The organism is Embleya sp. NPDC005971, assembly GCF_040629175.1.
Classification (GTDB): domain Bacteria; phylum Actinomycetota; class Actinomycetes; order Streptomycetales; family Streptomycetaceae; genus Embleya.
In genome coordinates, this window is the sequence record NZ_JBEXUX010000007.1 from 120,752 (window position 1) to 137,610 (window position 16,859).

A 16,859-nucleotide genomic window follows, 5' to 3' on the forward strand; every position below is an offset into this window, starting at 1 on the left:
ACGACCAAAGCAGGACCGGCCGACGGTAACTGACATAGCGTCAGATGTCTGCCCGGATGTTTTTCGTCAGTTCCAGCAGCTCCGCCTCGCGATCCGCCCGCTCCCGAGGCCACCCCGGGGCGTCCGGTCGGGTCTGCCACGGATGCGGCCCCTCCGACGGCCGGTACTCCACCCCCAGCGCGTCCAGCCGGGCCAGGTGGGCCGACGTCAACCGCCCGGCGAACTCGGCGAAGTCGCCGGGACCCGACCACACCGCCTCGGCGAACGCGCACAACCGCGGGAAGGCCATGTAGTCGATCCGCCGCACCGAGTCCATGTGCTCGGTCCAGATCTGCGCCTGCCCACCCAACACCCGCGCGCCCTCCTCGGCGGACAACGCCGCGGGCACCGGCCGGAAGGCGTACGCGTCCGCCAGTGTCAACAGCGGCCCCACCGGAATCGGCTCGTCCACGTCCTCGCCCTGGCGGTAGTCGAAGTACACCGAGGTGTCCGGGCACGCCACCACGTCGAACCCGGCCCGGGCCGCCGCGATCGTGCCGTGCTCGCCGCGCCAGCCGCCGATCAGCGCGTCCGAGGGCACCGCCGCCCCGCCCCCCAGCACCTCGTCCCAGCCGAACAGTCGCCGCCCGTGCGCGGCCAGCATCACGGCCAACTCGCCCACGAACCAGCCGCCGAGCGAGCCCGGGTCGGCATGCCCCATCCGCTCCCACGGCTCGGTCGGCACCTCGTCGCCGCCCACGCACACATACCGGGACGGGAAGATCGCGCACACCTCCGCCAGCACGTCGCGGCAGAAGCCCAGCGCCTCCTCGGTCGGCGCGAGCACCCCGTCGGACACTCCGCCCCACCGGGTGCGCACCCCCTCCACCGGTACCGCGCCGAGCGACGGATAGGCCGCCACCGCCGCCTGCGTATGCCCCGGCAGGTCGATCTCGGGCACCACGGTGATGTGCCGATCGGCCGCGTACGCGACGATCTCGCGCAGGTCCTCGCCCGTGTAGTAGCCGCCGTGCGGTCGCTGGTCGAACGTCTCGTGCTGCCGCGCCCCCCGCATGCTGCCGGTGCGCCACGCGCCCACCGAGGTCAGCAGGGGCCACCGCGGCACCTCGATCCGCCAGCCCTGGTCGTCGGTCAGATGCAGGTGCAGCACGTTCAACCGGTGCACCGCCATCAGGTCCACGAAGCGCAGCACGTCCTGCTTGGGCAGGAAGTGCCGGGCCACGTCCAGCATCACCCCGCGCCAGGCGAAGGCCGGCTCGTCCTCGATCACGCCCACCGGCAGCGCCCATCGGTCGGTGCCCACCCGGGCGCGCCGGAACACGTTCGCCGGCAGCAGTTGGCGCAGCGTCTGCAGGCCCGCGAACACCCCGGCCGCCGAGCCGCCGCGCAGCTCGACCGCCGACGTGGTGACCTCCAGCCGGTATCCCTCGGCCGGCAGCCCCGCCGGGTCCAGGACCAGGGCGATACCCGGACCGGACGCCAGGAGGCACCCGGTCGCCGGGCCGAGCGCACCGCGCAACCAGGCCGCCTCGGCGGCCAGCTCGGGTGGATGGGTCAGCCCGGTGGTCTCCGTCAACACGAAGGCACCGGCCCCGGGCACGACCCGAACGGGCCGGGGCACCACGGACAGGTTCGCAGGGAACGTCGTCACCGGATCAGTCCTTCACCGCTCCGCCGAGCCCCGAGACCAGGTGCCGCTGTACCAGCACGAAGAAGATCAGGACCGGAATGGTCATCAGGGTGGACGCGGCCATGATGCCGCCCCAATCGTTCTCGTCCGGCTTGAAGAACACCATCAGCGCCGCCGGCAGCGTCTGGTGGTCGGTGTCCAGGATGAACGTCTTGGCGAAGACGAAGTCGTTCCACGCGGTGATGAACGAGAACACCGACGTGGCCGCGAGCCCGGGCGCCACCAGGGGGAACAGGATCCGCCACAGGATGGTGAACCGGTTCGCGCCGTCGATCCGGGCGGCTTCCTCCAGCGATTCGGGGATCGCCTTGACGAAGCCGCGCAACATCCAGATCGCGAACGGCAGCGAGAAGGCCAGGTTGACCAGCATCAGCGAGCCGAGCGTGCTGAGCCCGAACCCGGGCGCGACCGTGCCGATGTCGCGGACCAGGAAGAACAGCGGGATGGTCAGCGCCTCGACCGGCACCATCTGGGCGACCAGGAACATCACCAGGATCGTGGTGCGGAACTTGAAATGGAACCGGGTCAGCGCCACCGCGGCCAGGAACGACACCAGGCCGGAGAGCACGACCACCACGGTGGCCACGATCAGGCTGTTGAGGAAGTAGCCGCCGAAGCCGCTGACCCCGAACGCGTCGCGGAAGTTGTCCAGCGTCGGATGCCACGTCCACGGCCGCGGGTCGACCGAGTTGATCTCGCCGTCCGGCTTGAGCGCGGAGAGCACCATCCAGTACAGCGGGAACACGGTGACCAGCGCGATCACGATCGCGGTGATGTTGGCGATGCGCCGGGACACCTTGCGGTCGCCCCTGACGCGACGCGGCCCGACCGGGCGTACGGCGGACGTACTGTTCACAGCTCCTCCCCGGAGCGACGCAGCGCGCGGATGTAGAAGATCGTGACCACGAGCAGGATCAGCGTCATCAACACGCCGATCGCCGCGCCCAGGCTGTAGTCCGAGGACGCGAACGCCTTCTGGTACGCGTACACGTTGAGCACCAGGTTCTGGCCGGCGATGCCGCCGCCCCCGGTCATCACGTAGATCTGGGTGAAGACCTTGAAGTCCCAGATGATCGACTGGATCACCACGATGGTCAGGATCGGCCGCAGGATCGGCAACATCACGTGCCGGAAGGTGGTCCACGTGGACGCGCCGTCCAGCCGGGCCGCCTCCAGGACGGAGACCGGGATCGACTCGATGCCCGCGTACAGCGAGATCATCACGAACGGGAACGAGTGCCACACGACCACGACGCCGACCAGCGCGAACGCGGACCACTTCTCGTAGAACCAGTTGTGGCCCTGCATGCCCAGGACCTCGTTGACCAGGCCCAGGTTGGTGTCGAACAGGAACATCCACACCGTCGAGCCGGTCATCGCCGGTGCCGCCCACGCGCCGAGCGCGGCGAACAGCAGCAGCAGCCGCGGCCACTTGCCGATCCGGGTCAGCAGCACCGCGAGCGCCGCGCCCACCACGAGGGTGGCCACCACGCAGGCCGCCGCGAAGATCACCGTCTGGACCAACACGTCCCAGAACTGGTCGTCGCCCAGCAGGGTCGAGTAGTTGTCGAAGCCGACGAACTCGGCGACCTCGCCCGCCGACGCCTGCGGCTGGCCGAAGTCGAGGAAGGACAGCAGGCCGAGCTGGTAGAGCGGGTAGCCGAACAGCGGGATCAGGATGGCCGCGGCCGGCAGCAGCAGCCAGAACGGCATCCACGAACGACGCCGCCCGGCCGTGGTCTTCTTCGCGCCGCCGCGCGGGCGGACCGGGGCCGAGGCCGGCCGGTCCGCCCGCGCGGGCGTGGTGGTCGTGGTCACCGTGCTACTTCCCGGCGAACGCGTTGTCGATCGCGGTCTTGGCCTCGCCCGTCGCGCCCGGGACGTCGGACTTGCCGGTGACCACCTTCTGGAACATGGTCGGCACCACCGACTGCGAGTCGATCTTGGCCCACGCGGCGTCCTTGGGCACGAACTTGGTGCCCGCGTTCAGGGTGTCGATGAACGGCTTGAGCCACGGGTCCTTGGCCACCACGTCACCGCGCGCCGAGGCGAGCGTGGGCAGGTTGCCCATCGCGTCGAACATCTGGAGCTGGTACTTCTTGCCGCCCAGGATCTTCATGAAGTCGACCGCGAGCGAACGGTGCTGCGAGGACTTCATCACGCCGAGGTCGTTGCCGCCGGAGAAGGCCGGCGCGATCGAGCCCGGGGTGGTGCCCGGCAGCGGGACGACCGCGTACTTGCCCTTGGCCACGCCCGCCTCGACCGCGCTGCGCGAGGAGTTGGGCAGGATCGCCATGCCCGCGGTGCCGGCCGCGAAGGCTTCCACCGTCTTGCCGCCGGTCAGGTCGGCGCACTGCTGCGGCGGACAGATGTCCTTGCCGAACAGGTCGGTGTACGCCTTGACGCCGGCCTGCGACTGCGGCGAGTCGATCGCGGCGGCGTACTTGCCGCCCTGCTGGGTGGCGATCTCGCCGCCGTTGGCCCACAGGAAGGGCAGGCCGCCGAAGGTGTATTTGCCGCCGACCGCGATGCCGAGCATGTCCGGCTTGGCCTGGCGCACCTTCTTCGCGGCCTCGACCAGCTCGGCGTACGAGGTCGGGGGCTTGAGGCCGAGCTCGGTGAACACGTCGGTGCGGTAGTACAGCGAGCGCAGGCCCAGCCACCACGGCAGACCGTAGGTCTTGCCGTCGACCAGCGTGGTGTCCTTGAGGTCCTTGGGCAGGTCGCCCGCCTCCGACCAGTTGCCCAGGTCGGCGGAGATGTCCGCGAGGCCGCCGGCCGCGACGTAGCCGAACAGGTCGGTGTTGCCGAATTCGACCACGTCCGGCGCGCTGTTCGGGTCGTTGAACGCGCCCTTCATCTTCTCCGCACGCGGACCCGCGTCGGTGGGTATGTAGCCGATCTCGACGTTCACCTTGGGGTGCGCGGTCTTGAAGTCGGCGACCGCCGCGTTGACCACCTTCTCCTTCGGTGCGCGGTTCGCCTCGTCGTACAGCCACACCTTGAGCGTGCCGGTCTGTTCGTCGGCGGACTTCGACTTGGACGCCGTGCCCGGCGCGCACGCCGCCAGCGCGATGCCGGCCACTGCGACGGCGGCCAAACTCCGGATCTTCACGACAATTCCTCCTGCGGCGAGGCAGGCCGGAGCGACCGCGGGCGATGCCGCGACCCGAGGGTCGGCCTGTACGTCTGGACGTCTGCATCAATCGACACGAACGGGCCGCAAGGGGAAACAGTCCGGTGCGGCGTGAGCGGGACGTTAGAAAGCGACGCCGCGTTCCGACAAGGCGTCCCGGCGAACGTTGTGCACTGCAAAACTGTGTGCTGCGAAAGTGGTACCGGGTGCTCACGGACACGTAACGTCCCTGCTCGGTCGATCCGACGGCCATCCGCTCGACACCGAACGTTTGCGACTCGCTCGAAGGCGCGGGACGTGACGCGAACGACACGAACGACACCAGGACAGGGAGGGCGCGCCATGTACGACGTACGGCCGCGCGGCGGGCAGGTGCTCGGCGGCACCGACGGATCGGCGGCCGCCGCCCCCGTACTCTCGTCCGGAGCCCCGACGGGTCACACGCCCGGACGCCTTGTCGGGTCGTCCTGAGGACATGCCAGTGAGCATCCACGAGCACCAGCGCGGCACCGACGACGCATCGAGCGAATCGCGCGGCGAGACCCGAGGCGGAGCGCGCCCCGAGTCGCCGCCGCCGCGCAACCAGTCCGCGTCGTTGCGCCGCGCCCTCGCCGTCCTGGAGCAGGTCCGCGACCACGCCGGCGCCGAGGGCCTGAGCCTGACCGAACTCGCCGACGCGCTCGGTCTGTCCAAGAGCACCGTGTTGCGGCTGGCCCAGCCGCTCCTGGACACCGGACTGCTCGCCCGCGACCGCCGGCACGGCCACTTCCGCCTCGGCCCCGGCGCGCTCGCACTCGGCCAGGCGTACCTGGCCGGCATCGACCTGCGCACCGCCGCCGCCGAGGAGGCGCACCGGCTGATGCGCGAGGCCGGCGGCACCGTGCACCTGTGCGTCCCGGACGCGCCGCACATCGTCTACATCGACAAGGTCGAGAACGAGACCGCCGTGCGGATGGCCTCGCGGATCGGCAGCCGCGCGCCGATGTACTGCACGGCCGTCGGCAAGGCGATGCTCGCCTGGTTGCCCGAGGAGATCTTCACCCAGGTGGTCGACGCGGGCCTGCCCACCGTCACCGCACGCACCCTGACCGATCCCACGCTGTTGCGCACCGAACTGGCCCGGATCCGCAACCGGGGCTACTCGGTCGACGATCGGGAGAACGAGCCCGAGGTGCGCTGTGTGGCAGCGCCTATCTTCGATCACAACGACGTCGTGGTCGGAGCGCTGTCGGTCTCCGGTCTGACGTCCCGCGTCACCGCCGCGCGGGTTCGTGAACTGGGACCCGCGGTCGCGGCGGCGGCCCTCCGTGTATCGCGCACCCTGGGAGCGACCCGATGACCCTCGACTCGTACACCAAAGGCACCTGGCTGCCGTATGAGGAACTCACCGACGACGAACTCGGGGCCGCCGAACACAGCCTGTTCGACGGTCCGTTCACCTGGCCGGTGATGGTCGCGCGCAAGTCCGCGCTGCTCGCGAACGTGGCCACGATGGCCGAGTACACCGTGCGCCACGGCGTGTTGTTCGCACCGCACGGCAAGACGACCATGTCGCCCGAGCTGTTCGCCGAGCAATTGGCCGCGGGTGCCTGGGGGATCACCGTGGCGACCGCGAACCAGGCGCTGGCCGCGCACCGGTTCCGGGTGCCGCGGATCATCCTGGCCAACGAGGTGCTGGACGAGAAGGTGCTGCGCTGGGCCGCGACCCGGCCCGACCTGCTGTTCTACGTGGACTCGCGGGCCGGCGTGGAGGTGGCCGGCCGGGCGCTGGCGGCGGTGCCCGGCGGGAAGTTGTCGGTACTGATCGAGCTGGGTCGCCCGGGTGGGCGGACCGGCTGCCGGAGCATCGCCGAGGGCGTCGAACTGGCCCGGGTCGCCGCCGCGGTGCCGGGGCTGACCGTGGCGGGCGTGGCCGGCTACGAGGGTGGCCTGCCGGACGCCGCCGCGGTGTCCGGCTGGTTGCGCGAACTGGCGGCCCTGGCCGACGGGATCGCCGAGCTGGTGCCCGGCACGCCGATCGTCTCGGCGGGCGGCAGCGCGTGGTTCGACGCGGTCGTGGACGTGCTCGCGCCGGACGGCGAGCCGCTCGCCGACCGCACGATCATCCTGCGCAGCGGCGCCTACGTCTCACACGACGACGGCCTGTACGCCCGCGTGACGCCGTTCGTGCGGCACCCCGAGGAGGGCTCGCTCGCGGGCGCCCTGGAGGTGTGGGCCCAGGTGGTCTCCGCGCCCGAGCCGGGCCTTGCCGTACTCGGCGCGGGTCGGCGCGACGTGCCCTTCGACCAGGACCTGCCGATCCCGTTGCGGGTGCGCGCGCTGGACGGAACACTGCGCGACGCGGGGCCGGCGCGTGTGGTCAGGCTCGACGACCAGCACGCCTACGTCGACCTCGGCGACAGCACGATGGCCCCGGGCGAGCTGGTCTGCCTGGGGATCTCGCACCCCTGTACGGCCTTCGACAAGTGGCGCGCGGTGCCGGTGGTGGACGACGACCACCGCGTCGTGGACGTGCTGAACACCCACTTCTGACCCGGCCGCCGGAACCGGCGCCGACCCCCGGCACCGTTTCGGCGCCGGACCGAACCCACCCCGGATCGACGCGTCGATCCCGAATCCGATGCCACCGACGACGCGCATCCGGCGAGAGGACATCATGAGCGCCGAACCCCGGGAAGTCCCGGACGTGGTCACGCTCGGCGAGACCATGGTGCTGCTCACCGCGCCGCGGATCGGCCCGCTGCGGCACGCCCGCACGCTCGACGTCGCCACCGGCGGGGCCGAGAGCAACCTGGCGATCGGGGTCACCCGACTCGGCGGGCGGGCCGCCTGGATCGGTCGGGTCGGCGACGACGAGTTCGGCCGGCTGGTGCTGAGCGTGCTCGGCGGCGAAGGGCTGGACACGCGCGGCGCGGTGGTCGACCCGGACGCGCCCACCGGGCTGATGGTCAAGGCCCGGCGGACCAGCGCGGTCACCGACGTGCGCTACTACCGTGCGGGCAGCGCCGGTTCGCGGCTGTGTCCCGAGGATGTGGATCCCGCGCTGGTGCGTTCCGCCCGGATCCTGCACGTCACCGGCATCACGCCCGCACTGTCCGCGACCGCGCGGGCGGCGGTGCGCGCGGCCGTGGCCGAGGCGAACGCGGCCGGCGTACCGGTCTCGCTCGATGTCAACTATCGACGGGCGCTGTGGTCGGTCGAGGACGCCGCGGCCGAACTGCGGGCACTGGCCGCCGCCGCGGACATCGTGTTCGCCACCGAGGAGGAGGCCCGCCTCGTGCTCAAGGCGCCGGCGCACACCCCGCTGCTCGACCTCGCCCGCGAACTCGGCGCGCTCGGCCCCGGCCAGGTGTTGCTCAAGCAGGGTGCGCGCGGCGCCGTCGCGATCGTGGACGGCCACGTGCACGACGTGCCGCCGCACCGGGTCGACGAGGTCGACCCGGTGGGCGCGGGCGACGCGTTCGCCGCCGGTTATCTCGCCGAACTGGTCGAGGGCGCAACGGTGGCGGCCCGGTTGGCCACCGCCGCCGCGGCCGGCGCGTTCGCGGTCACCGTGCCCGGCGACTGGGAGGGACTGCCCCGCCGGGACGAACTGCGACTGCTCCGACGCGACGACGCGGTCGCCCGCTGAACCGCCGGCCCGCCGGCTCGCCGAGAGGTCGATCGGGGGTGCGAACCACCGCGGTCCACAAGCGGATCCGCACCGACGCCGGTGGCCGCGTCGGTCACAGCGGTTGGAGGAACTCCAGCCGGTTGCCCACCGCGTCCTGCGCGTAGCACCGGCGATGGCCGGGGAACTCGCCGTCGGGGACGACCTCGGTGCCGTTCGCGGTGAGCCGGGCGATCACCTCGTCCAGGTCGGAGACCAGGATGCCGGGATGCGCCTTGCGCGCGGGTCGGAAGTCGGCCTCGACGCCGAGATGGATCTCCAGCGTGCCGGCGCGCACCCACAGGCCGCCGCGCGCGGCCAACACCGGCGGCTTGGCGACCTCGGTCATGCCCAGGACGCCGAGGTAGAAGGCGCGGCACGCGTCCTCGCTGCCGGCCGGAATGGCGAGCTGTACGTGGTGCAGGGCGAAGGTTGTCATGCGCGCATGCCTACTCCATCGCCGCGCCGCCGCCAATCCCCTCCGGCCGGGCGCCGACCCGATCCGCCCCGGCGCATGGGACGGCCCCGCCCGATGCGTGGAAGAACGCACCGAGCGGGGCCGAGGTGCCTGGTCAGCCCTGGTTGACGCAGACGTTGCCGATCGCCGGGTTGAGCAGCCCGACGATGTTGACGGTGTTGCCGCACAGGTTGATCGGGACGTGAACCGGAACCTGGATGTTGTTGCCGGAGATCACACCGGGCGAACCCACGGCCGCGCCGTCCGCGTCGGAGCCGGCCAGGGCGGGGCCGGCAGCGCCCGCGAGAGCGGCGCCCACAGTGGCGGTCAGGACGGCGGCCTTGGCGATACGCGACATCTTGTGTCGGTCCTTTCGGTTCGTACAGTCCACCCGCGGCGGGTGGATCCTGCACAACGCGCCAGGCGGCTCTCGGATACGGCGACACCACCGAACGAGCGGTTGTGGCGGGCAAATTACCCCGGATGGGCGGCGGCCCGGAGCCGCAGGGCCAGTTCGTGCGCGACCTGGGCGAGTTCCGCGGGTGCCGTCGCGGACAGTGCGCCGAGCACCTCCGCCGTCGCCTCGACGACCGCGCGCGGCACCGCCACCGGGGCCAGTCCGTCCAGCACCGAACGGGTCCGCGCCGCGACCGGCACCGGTTCGAAGGCCGCCGGGGGAGTGGCCGGCCCGGCCGGGCCGAGCGGATCCCCGTCCGGCCCGGGGCCGGGAATCAGGCTGCGCAGACCTCTGGGCACGGCGGGCACTGTCATTCCACGGAAGTTAGTGCAACCGCCGTCGCGAGTTTCCCCGGCAGGCGCGATATTCGGCCATCGCCCGCAGTTTCCCTCAGGGTTTCATCCTGTCGGGTGACGGCGCTGTCGGATTCGGCGGCTAACGTTCCCGCCAACCTGGTCACCGGCGCAAGGCGCCTTGTGCCGCTTGGCATTTGACGGGTTGTCACCGACTTTCTCGGACGGCAGTGGAGGGAACGATCGTGGGATGGATCCCGGCGGGCGACTATGAGGTCGCCCTGCAGGACGGCAAGGTGGTGTGCCGCAATGCCAAGGGGCGGCAACTGAAGTCGGTGCCCGGGAAGCTCGCCGAGGACCCGGCCGTGGTGGGCCTGCGTCAACTCGTCGAGTGGCTGGAACGCCACGACCGCACCTGCCTGGACGCGGTCGAGCGCTGGATGATCGGCTCGCTCCCGGTCCCGGTCGCGGTGCTCTCCCGAGTGTGGCCGGATCCCTCCTGGCAGCGCGTCCTGCGCGACCTGGTGGTCACCGCCGACGGCGCCGACGTGGCCGGATTCCTGCGCGGTGCGGACCCCGAGCGCGGCGTCGGCATCGTCGACCCCGACGGCGACACCGTCTACCTCGACGCACAGACCATCCGGATCCCGCACCCGGTGTTGCTGGAGGACCTGGAGGACCTGCGCGAGTTCGCCGTCGAACTGGGGGTCGAGCAGCGCGTACAGCAGCTCTACCGCGAGGTGTGGCACCGACCCGCGGACCTGGACGGCAGCCGCAGCGCCGTCGAGGAGTTCTCCGGCGGGCGCTACGACCAGTTGCGCTTCCTGATCGGCCGGGCCACCCAGTCGGGTTACCAGGTGCGTGGCGGCCAGGCCGTGTGCACGGTGCTCGACGGAGGTCGCGAGATCGAGGCCCGGATGTGGCTGGGCGACTACGACGGCTACGAGGAGACCGAGACCGGATCGGTCTCCTGGACCGAGGGCGGCAGCACGCTGACCCTGGACCGGGTCCCGCCGGTGGCCTGGTCGGAAGGCATGCGCATGGGCGCCGCGCTGTACGCGGGCCGCACGATCGAGACCACGGAGGACGCGGCATGAACACCACCGGCACGAGCACCACCCCCGACAACGCGCGCGGCCTGCTGGACGCGGGCGGCATCCTGCCGGTCGGCACCCTGACCGGCGACGACATCGACACGCTCACCGTGCGCACCTACCTGCACGCCGCGTTCGCGGACCGCCCGATCGTCCGGCTGGTCCCGGGGACGCTGGGCGAGGCGGAGGACCTGGCCCTCGGCTTCCTGGGCCTGGCCCGCGAGCCGGACGCCCCCGAGGTCGGCCAGGTCCGCCGCGAGGCACTCGGCTTCCCGGCCTGGGCCCTGGTCAACGACCCGGCCAACGGACACCACGCGCTGGCCCTGGTCCGCGACATCGAGCGGCTGGACCGCCAGGCCAAGACCAAGCCCGGCGCGGCCAAGGACGGCTTCGACCAACTGGCGGTGCGCCTGGGCCGGGCCGTACCGCACTTCCTGCCCACCTTCCACGAGCAGGCCGCGCGGATCTTCCTCAAGCACGACAACAAGACCTACGCGTCCGCCTTCTTCGGCAAGGCCCGCGAGGCCGAGCGGGTGCACAACCTGCCGATCGAGGAGGAGCGGCTGCGCGCGGTCTTCCTGGAGTTCGCCTTCGCCGGCGCGCTGACCGCCAAGGCGCTCAAGGAACACGCCAAGGCGCTGGCCGTGCGCCTGGGTCCGGCCCAGGCGTGGGTGCAGTTCCGCCAACTCGCGGTGGAACGCTGCACCGCGGGCATGCCGCCGTACGCCGGCCTGGCCGAGGACGCCCGTGCGCTGATCCGGGCGGCCGGCGGCGACCACACCGTCGAGGAGTTCGCCCTGCTGCGCGAACTGCTCGCCACACCGGCGATCGGCCGGGCGCCGCTGTCCTTCTGGAAGGTCAACCGCAAGCCGCTGGCGACGCTGGCCGCCGCCGAGCCCGAGGTGCGGGCCCGCCTGCTGGAGATCCTGCCCACCCCCGGCGGCACGGTCGAGGACGCCGACCTCGACGGATTCTGGCTCGACCTGCTCGCCGAGGCGGGCACCCTGGACCTGCTGGCCGACGGCGACCTCGCGCCCGGCGCCCGCGCCCAGTGGCTCGCCCGCTGGGCCGCGCACTCCCGACGCGGCTGGCGCTACAGCCCGCGCAACGAGCGCACCGCGAAACTGATGGTCCGGATGGCGGGCGCGCTGCGCGCCGAGGCGGTGCCGGTCGACCTGTTCAACGGCAACGGTTGGCGCGCCGGCGTCGACATCGACCTGCTGGACGTGGCCCTGACCGAGGGCATACCGCTGGCCGACCCGAAGCCCAACGGCTCGTTCGACCTCGACGAGTGGTGGAGCGACCAGGCCGCGGGCCGCCGCGAGCTGGCCGCGATCGCCGCCGACGAACGCCACCTTCCGCTGCTGTATCGGGCGATCGGCAACCTCAAGAGCAACCACCACAGGGCCACCGCCGAGCATCCGGTGTTGCGCGGGGTGCTCGCGAACTGGCTGACCGAGCAGGGCGCCAAGGTCACCTCGGCGGCCGGCCTGCCCGCCGCCGAGCGCGAATTCTCGGTGCTCAACGGGTTCCGTTCGGTGGCCGAGGAGGTCACCCCGGACGTGGTCGCCCGGGTCCGCGCGTTCGACCCGGTCGCCCTGCTGAGGAACACGCTGCGGGCCGGCGTCTACGACGAACTCGGCTGGCCGGCCCTGGAGGAGGCCGCCGGGATGTTCGGCCACAAGCACAAGATCGTCGTCGACGAGGCGTGGCCCGCGCTCGTGCTCTCCACCGAGAAGCGCGCGGTCGTGGTCGGTCCCGAGGGCATCCTGCTCGTGCACGAGCCGCGCCTGCCCAAGGAACGCGTGACCTGGCAGCGGGTCCAGTACCGCTACGTCGACGGACAACTCCTGGTCGCCTGGTACAACAAGGAATACGACTGGGAGGGCTACTGGTCCGGACGCCCGACCGAGACGTTCCTGCTCGCCGGCGAGGGCTTCGGCCGCTCGGACAGCGACACCCGGCTCTCCCTCGAACTGCCCGACGGCGGCCGGACCACCGGTGGCCGCCCGCTGTACGCCGGTGACACCAAGGTGCCGCCGCGTCGCGGCGTGCTCACCGACGGCACCACGCACTGGTCCCTCGACTTCGACCGCGGCGACCGCAAGTGGACCGAGTACGACCCGGCCACCGGCATCCACGGCCGCGCCTCGCTGCCCGCCCCGTTCGCCGCCGCAGTCGCCGACGGCGGCACGCTCGTGGTCGACCGGTGCGAACTGCTGCCGCTGCTGCCCGGCCTGGAGAACAGCCCGCTGGGCACCGACGGCACGCTGCTCGGCCACTGGGTCCGGGTGGACGGCGACACGGTCACCGCCGGATCGGTGGACGGGCGCACCGTCGGCACCCCCGTGCGCAACCGGCGGCACGGCGACGGCATGCCGCAGGAGGTGCCGATCGGCACGCTGCGCCTGCCCGGCGGCGCCGCCCCGACGGTGGTCTTCGAGAACGGCAACGTGTCGCTGTGGTCCGGTGACGTGCTGCTCGGCTACTGCATCGGCAACCAGGGCGGCATCGAGCTGGCCACCGGCAGCCGGATCGTCCCCGAGGTCGCGTTCTGGCACGCGCTGCGACCTCGCGACGAGGCCGGCTCGCTGGCCCTGCGCGCGCTCACCCCCGAGCGCGCCGCCGCACTGGTCGCCGAGGTGCACGCGGACCACGAGCGGGCGCAGGCCGAGTACGCCATCGCCAAGAAGTCCGGGGACAAGTCCAAGGCCAACCGGCCCGACCCGGTGCGGATCGCTCCGGTGCGCCTGCTGCTGCCCGAGCTCGGCCACGCCGGACTGGTCCGCAGCGTCGCCACCCTGGCCTCGACCACCGCCCGCCTCGCCGGCCGGCTGCGCGCTTTCGGCAGGATCACCGTCAAGGAGCAGAAGACCCGCGAGGTGCCCACCGGCCCCGAGCACGGCAGGGACGACGAGCTGCGCTCGGCGCTCGCCGGGACCGCGGGCATCGGCCGCTCCGGCTACTACGGCTCGGGCGGGACCATGTGGACCACGGTGAACCACATCACCGCCGTGGCCGAGGCGCTGACCCGCACCGACGGCCCGGCCGAGTGGACCGTCGAGGACGTCCGGCTCACCCATCCGCAGCTCGGCTGGCACGAACTGCTCGACCGCCGCGCCGCGCTGCTCGCCCGCGCCCTGTCCCCGTTCACCTCCGAGGAGCACCGCGCGTCGTTGCTCGTGATCCTGCAGGCGCTCACCGCCGGGCCGCTGGGCACTCCCGCCGGGACGCTGCGCACGGTCGTCCTGTGCGAGCCATCCCCCAAGAAGAAGAACAAGGAGCACAAGCGGCAGGGCCGCACCATCCGGCGCGGCGACCGTACGGTGTTCATCCTGGACAGCCAGTACACCTACGGCAACGACAAGGACCACTGGGTCGCGCTCGACCACGACCCCTCGGGCCGATTCGACGCGATCGACGGCTTCACCACCCACGAGGAACACCGCTACGTCGAGCCGATGTCCGCCGAGCGGGTCGCCGCCGTGCTGGACGGGATCCGCACGAACGGGCCCCTCCCGTGGCGGCCCGAGGCGGTGCCGGCCCTGGTCGAGGGCACCGGCCTGGGCCGGGCCGAGGCGAGCGTGCTGCTGGCCGGCATGGTCGCGGACGACTTGGACAAGGACCGGCGAGCGGTGCTCGGACTCAAGGCCGCCGAGGCGACCAACGCCCGCGAGCAGTTGGACCGGCTCGACGCCGGCGCGCGGGCCGGCGTCCTGGGCGCGCTGATTCCCGAGCAGGTGTCGGACATCCCCACCCTGTGGACGACGGGCCCCGACCTCGCGGCCGGCTGCCGGGCGTGGGACGCCGCGTTCGGCCGGGTGCTGCGCCTGTCCGAGGAGGTCGCGGCGGACGCCCGGGGCATCCCCTCGGCCTCGTTCGAGTACGTGCTCACGCCGGAATCGTTCCGGTGGATCACCGGCACCTCCACCCACACGGTGGACAAGGACGGCCGGCTGCTCGCCTCCGACCCACAGGCGGTGCCCAGCGGCAACGTCCTGAACCACATGGTGTCCGCCCTCGTCTGGCTCGCCTACCGACTGCCCTACGGCGACCCGTTGCGCGCCCAACTGCCGCACGCGCTCGGCATGCTGCGCACCCGGCTGGCCGACCCGGGCCTGGTCTTCGACCTGGACATCGAGTACGCCGAGCGCGGCTCCACCGCCACCCTGCTGCGCGAGGCGGTCGGCCTGCCCGCCACCGGCGGCGCGGACCCGGACGGCGTGCTGCGCATCGAGGACCGCTTCTGGCTCCGGCCCTGGTACGGCGACAGCGAGTTCGCCGAGGTGCGACCCGCCGGCTTCACCGGCGCCGACGACCCGTGGTTCGACCGGCTGATCGCGCTCCGCGGCGCCGCGAACTCCGCGAGCCTGAAGGCGTTCCGCCGGATCCTGGACCCGGCCTTCGAGGAACTCCTGCGCGCCGACGGCCCGCCCGGCATCCCCCAGGACCCGGCGTACGCGGTGCCCGACCTGGTCGCCGAGGTGGCCAAGACGCACGGCCTCGGCGAGGACGCGGCGATCCTCTACCTCCAGTTGCTCGCCCTGCCGGACCCCACGGACCGTCAGGTGGCCCGCTGGACCGGCTGGAAGCCCGCACGGCTGAAGAAGGCCCGCGCCGAACTCGCGGCCACCGACCTGGTCGTCGAGGCCAAGCGCTCGCGCGCCGGACGCACGTTGTTCGTGCCCGGTGGCTGGAGCGCGCTGAAGAACCCGGCGCTGCCCCTGGAGACCTGGAAGGAAGGGCTGTACCCGCAGCCCACGCACACCGTGATCGTGCCCGACCGCCCGGTCCCCGAACTGTTCCGCCGGGCCTGGCAACGTGTGCTCGACGGCGATGCGCCAGGCTTCGAACAACTCGTCACCCGCACCACCCGGAAGGGCCGCCGCTGATGGCAACCGCAACCGAACCCGCCACGAGCGCGCGCCAGATACAACCCCCCGAGGACCTGTACGCCCAGGAACTCGCCTTCCTGGCCGCCTACGACCGCGGCCCGCGCCCGCCCGCCTGGCGACTGACCCCGCGCGCGGTGGTCATCTTCGTGATGGGCAGCGGCGACGAACTCAAGCTGCCCGAACCGGTCGAGGGCCTGCCGCGGGCCCTGACCATCGGCGCCAAGTTCGTCGGCGAACGTGCCCTCGTCGAGCGCTGCGTGGTCACCCTCGCCGGCGAACGCGGCCTGCTCCTGGTCGGCGAGCCCGGCACCGCCAAGTCGATGTTGTCCGAACTGCTGGCCGCCGCCGTGTGCGGCACCAGCGGACTCACCGTGCAGGGCACCGCCGGCACCACCGAGGACCAGCTCAAGTACGGCTGGAACTACGCGCTGCTGCTCGCCCAGGGCCCCAGCCGGGGTGCCCTGGTGCCCTCGCCGGTGCTCACCGCGATGACCACCGGCGCGGTGGCCCGGATCGAAGAGGTCACCCGCTGCCTGCCCGAGGTGCAGGACGCGCTGGTCTCGCTGTTGTCCGAGCGCCGGATCGCCGTCCCCGAACTCGCGGGCGGCGCCGACGCCCAGGTGCACGCCGCACCCGGGTTCACCCTGATCGCCACCGCGAACCTGCGCGACCGGGGCGTCTCGGAGATGTCCGCCGCGCTCAAGCGCCGGTTCAACTTCGAGACGGTCGGCCCGATCGGCGACCACGACGCGGAGATCGCGCTGGTCCGCCGGCAGGCCCGGGCCGCGGTGGAACGCACCGGGACGGCCTACGCCGTCGACGACACGGTGCTGGAGGTACTGGTCACCGCGTTTCGTGACCTGCGCACCGGCCGCTCCGCCGAGGGATGGGAGATCGAACGCCCCTCCACCGTGCTGAGCACCGCCGAGGCGGTCTCGGTGGCGTCCTCGCTCGCACTGGCCGCGGCCTATTTCCCGGGTGACCGGGACGTGCTGAGCCTGCTCCCCGGACACCTGCTCGGGGTCGCGAAGAAGGACGACCCGGCCGACGCCGCCCGGCTCCTGTCCTACTGGGACGCCGCGGTGCGCCGCCGCGCGGAACACGGCTCGGCCACCTGGCGCACCCTGTGGGACCTGCGCGGAGTCCTGGAGGGCTGACGAGGTGTCGACCACACGTACGGACGGGCCC

At 72.2% G+C, this 16,859-nt stretch carries 13 protein-coding genes; 6 read left to right on the top strand and 7 right to left on the bottom strand.

Annotated features, from left to right (window positions below; genetic code table 11):
* Positions 1 to 40: 40 nt before the first annotated feature.
* From ABZ374_RS09470 to ABZ374_RS09485, 4 genes are read right to left on the bottom strand one after another with little or no spacing between them, the layout of a single operon-like run.
* Complete coding sequence (locus ABZ374_RS09470; protein WP_360308684.1) at positions 41 to 1,651, bottom strand: beta-N-acetylhexosaminidase; 1,611 nt, start codon at positions 1,649 to 1,651, stop codon at positions 41 to 43.
* A 4-nt stretch (positions 1,652 to 1,655) separates the two neighbouring features.
* Complete coding sequence (locus ABZ374_RS09475) at positions 1,656 to 2,486, bottom strand: carbohydrate ABC transporter permease (protein WP_360308896.1); 831 nt, start codon at positions 2,484 to 2,486, stop codon at positions 1,656 to 1,658.
* A 56-nt stretch (positions 2,487 to 2,542) separates the two neighbouring features.
* A complete protein-coding gene (locus ABZ374_RS09480; RefSeq protein WP_360308687.1) occupies positions 2,543 to 3,508 on the bottom strand; it encodes a sugar ABC transporter permease in 966 nt (321 codons plus the stop codon).
* A 4-nt stretch (positions 3,509 to 3,512) separates the two neighbouring features.
* The gene (locus ABZ374_RS09485; RefSeq protein ID WP_360308690.1) at positions 3,513 to 4,805 is read right to left on the bottom strand and encodes an extracellular solute-binding protein; all 1,293 of its coding nucleotides are present in this window, start codon (positions 4,803 to 4,805) and stop codon (positions 3,513 to 3,515) included.
* Between the two features lie 496 nt (positions 4,806 to 5,301).
* Between ABZ374_RS09485 and ABZ374_RS09490 the strand changes: the two genes are divergently transcribed.
* The 3 genes from ABZ374_RS09490 (at position 5,302) to ABZ374_RS09500 (ending at position 8,457) form a co-directional block, all read left to right on the top strand.
* Complete coding sequence (locus tag ABZ374_RS09490; RefSeq protein WP_360308693.1) at positions 5,302 to 6,165, top strand: IclR family transcriptional regulator; 864 nt, start codon at positions 5,302 to 5,304, stop codon at positions 6,163 to 6,165.
* On the top strand, positions 6,162 to 7,358 hold the full coding sequence (locus ABZ374_RS09495; RefSeq protein WP_360308696.1) for an alanine racemase: 1,197 nt from the start codon (positions 6,162 to 6,164) through the stop codon (positions 7,356 to 7,358). Before ABZ374_RS09490 ends, ABZ374_RS09495 begins: the two co-directional genes overlap by 4 nt.
* 124 nt (positions 7,359 to 7,482) lie before the next feature.
* Positions 7,483 to 8,457: a sugar kinase gene (locus ABZ374_RS09500; protein WP_360308699.1), complete on the top strand. Its 975-nt coding sequence runs from the start codon at positions 7,483 to 7,485 to the stop codon at positions 8,455 to 8,457.
* A gap of 94 nt (positions 8,458 to 8,551) precedes the next feature.
* Here the strand turns inward: ABZ374_RS09500 and ABZ374_RS09505 are convergent, their stop codons facing one another.
* The 3 genes from ABZ374_RS09505 to ABZ374_RS09515 all read right to left on the bottom strand — a co-directional run bounded on the left by ABZ374_RS09505 (position 8,552) and on the right by ABZ374_RS09515 (position 9,703).
* Positions 8,552 to 8,914, bottom strand: a complete 363-nt coding sequence (locus tag ABZ374_RS09505; RefSeq protein ID WP_360308702.1) for a VOC family protein — start codon at positions 8,912 to 8,914, stop codon at positions 8,552 to 8,554.
* Between the two features lie 133 nt (positions 8,915 to 9,047).
* On the bottom strand, positions 9,048 to 9,290 hold the full coding sequence (locus tag ABZ374_RS09510) for a chaplin (RefSeq protein WP_360308705.1): 243 nt from the start codon (positions 9,288 to 9,290) through the stop codon (positions 9,048 to 9,050).
* 116 nt (positions 9,291 to 9,406) lie between these two features.
* Positions 9,407 to 9,703, bottom strand: coding sequence for a hypothetical protein (locus tag ABZ374_RS09515; RefSeq protein WP_360308707.1), 297 nt, complete (start codon positions 9,701 to 9,703; stop codon positions 9,407 to 9,409).
* A gap of 224 nt (positions 9,704 to 9,927) precedes the next feature.
* Here ABZ374_RS09515 and ABZ374_RS09520 point away from each other — a divergent pair, with 224 nt between their 5' ends.
* Genes ABZ374_RS09520 through ABZ374_RS09530 form a run of 3 tightly spaced genes read left to right on the top strand, consistent with a single transcriptional unit; the run spans position 9,928 to position 16,828 of the window.
* Positions 9,928 to 10,779 carry a DUF4132 domain-containing protein gene (locus ABZ374_RS09520; protein ID WP_360308710.1) on the top strand — a complete coding sequence of 284 codons (852 nt, stop codon included), beginning with the start codon at positions 9,928 to 9,930 and terminating at the stop codon, positions 10,777 to 10,779.
* Positions 10,776 to 15,668 carry a hypothetical protein gene (locus tag ABZ374_RS09525; RefSeq protein WP_360308713.1) on the top strand — a complete coding sequence of 1,631 codons (4,893 nt, stop codon included), beginning with the start codon at positions 10,776 to 10,778 and terminating at the stop codon, positions 15,666 to 15,668. Before ABZ374_RS09520 ends, ABZ374_RS09525 begins: the two co-directional genes overlap by 4 nt.
* Complete coding sequence (locus ABZ374_RS09530; protein WP_360308716.1) at positions 15,668 to 16,828, top strand: AAA family ATPase; 1,161 nt, start codon at positions 15,668 to 15,670, stop codon at positions 16,826 to 16,828. The genes ABZ374_RS09525 and ABZ374_RS09530 overlap by 1 nt, the downstream gene beginning before the upstream one ends.
* The last annotated feature ends 31 nt before the right edge of the window (positions 16,829 to 16,859 follow it).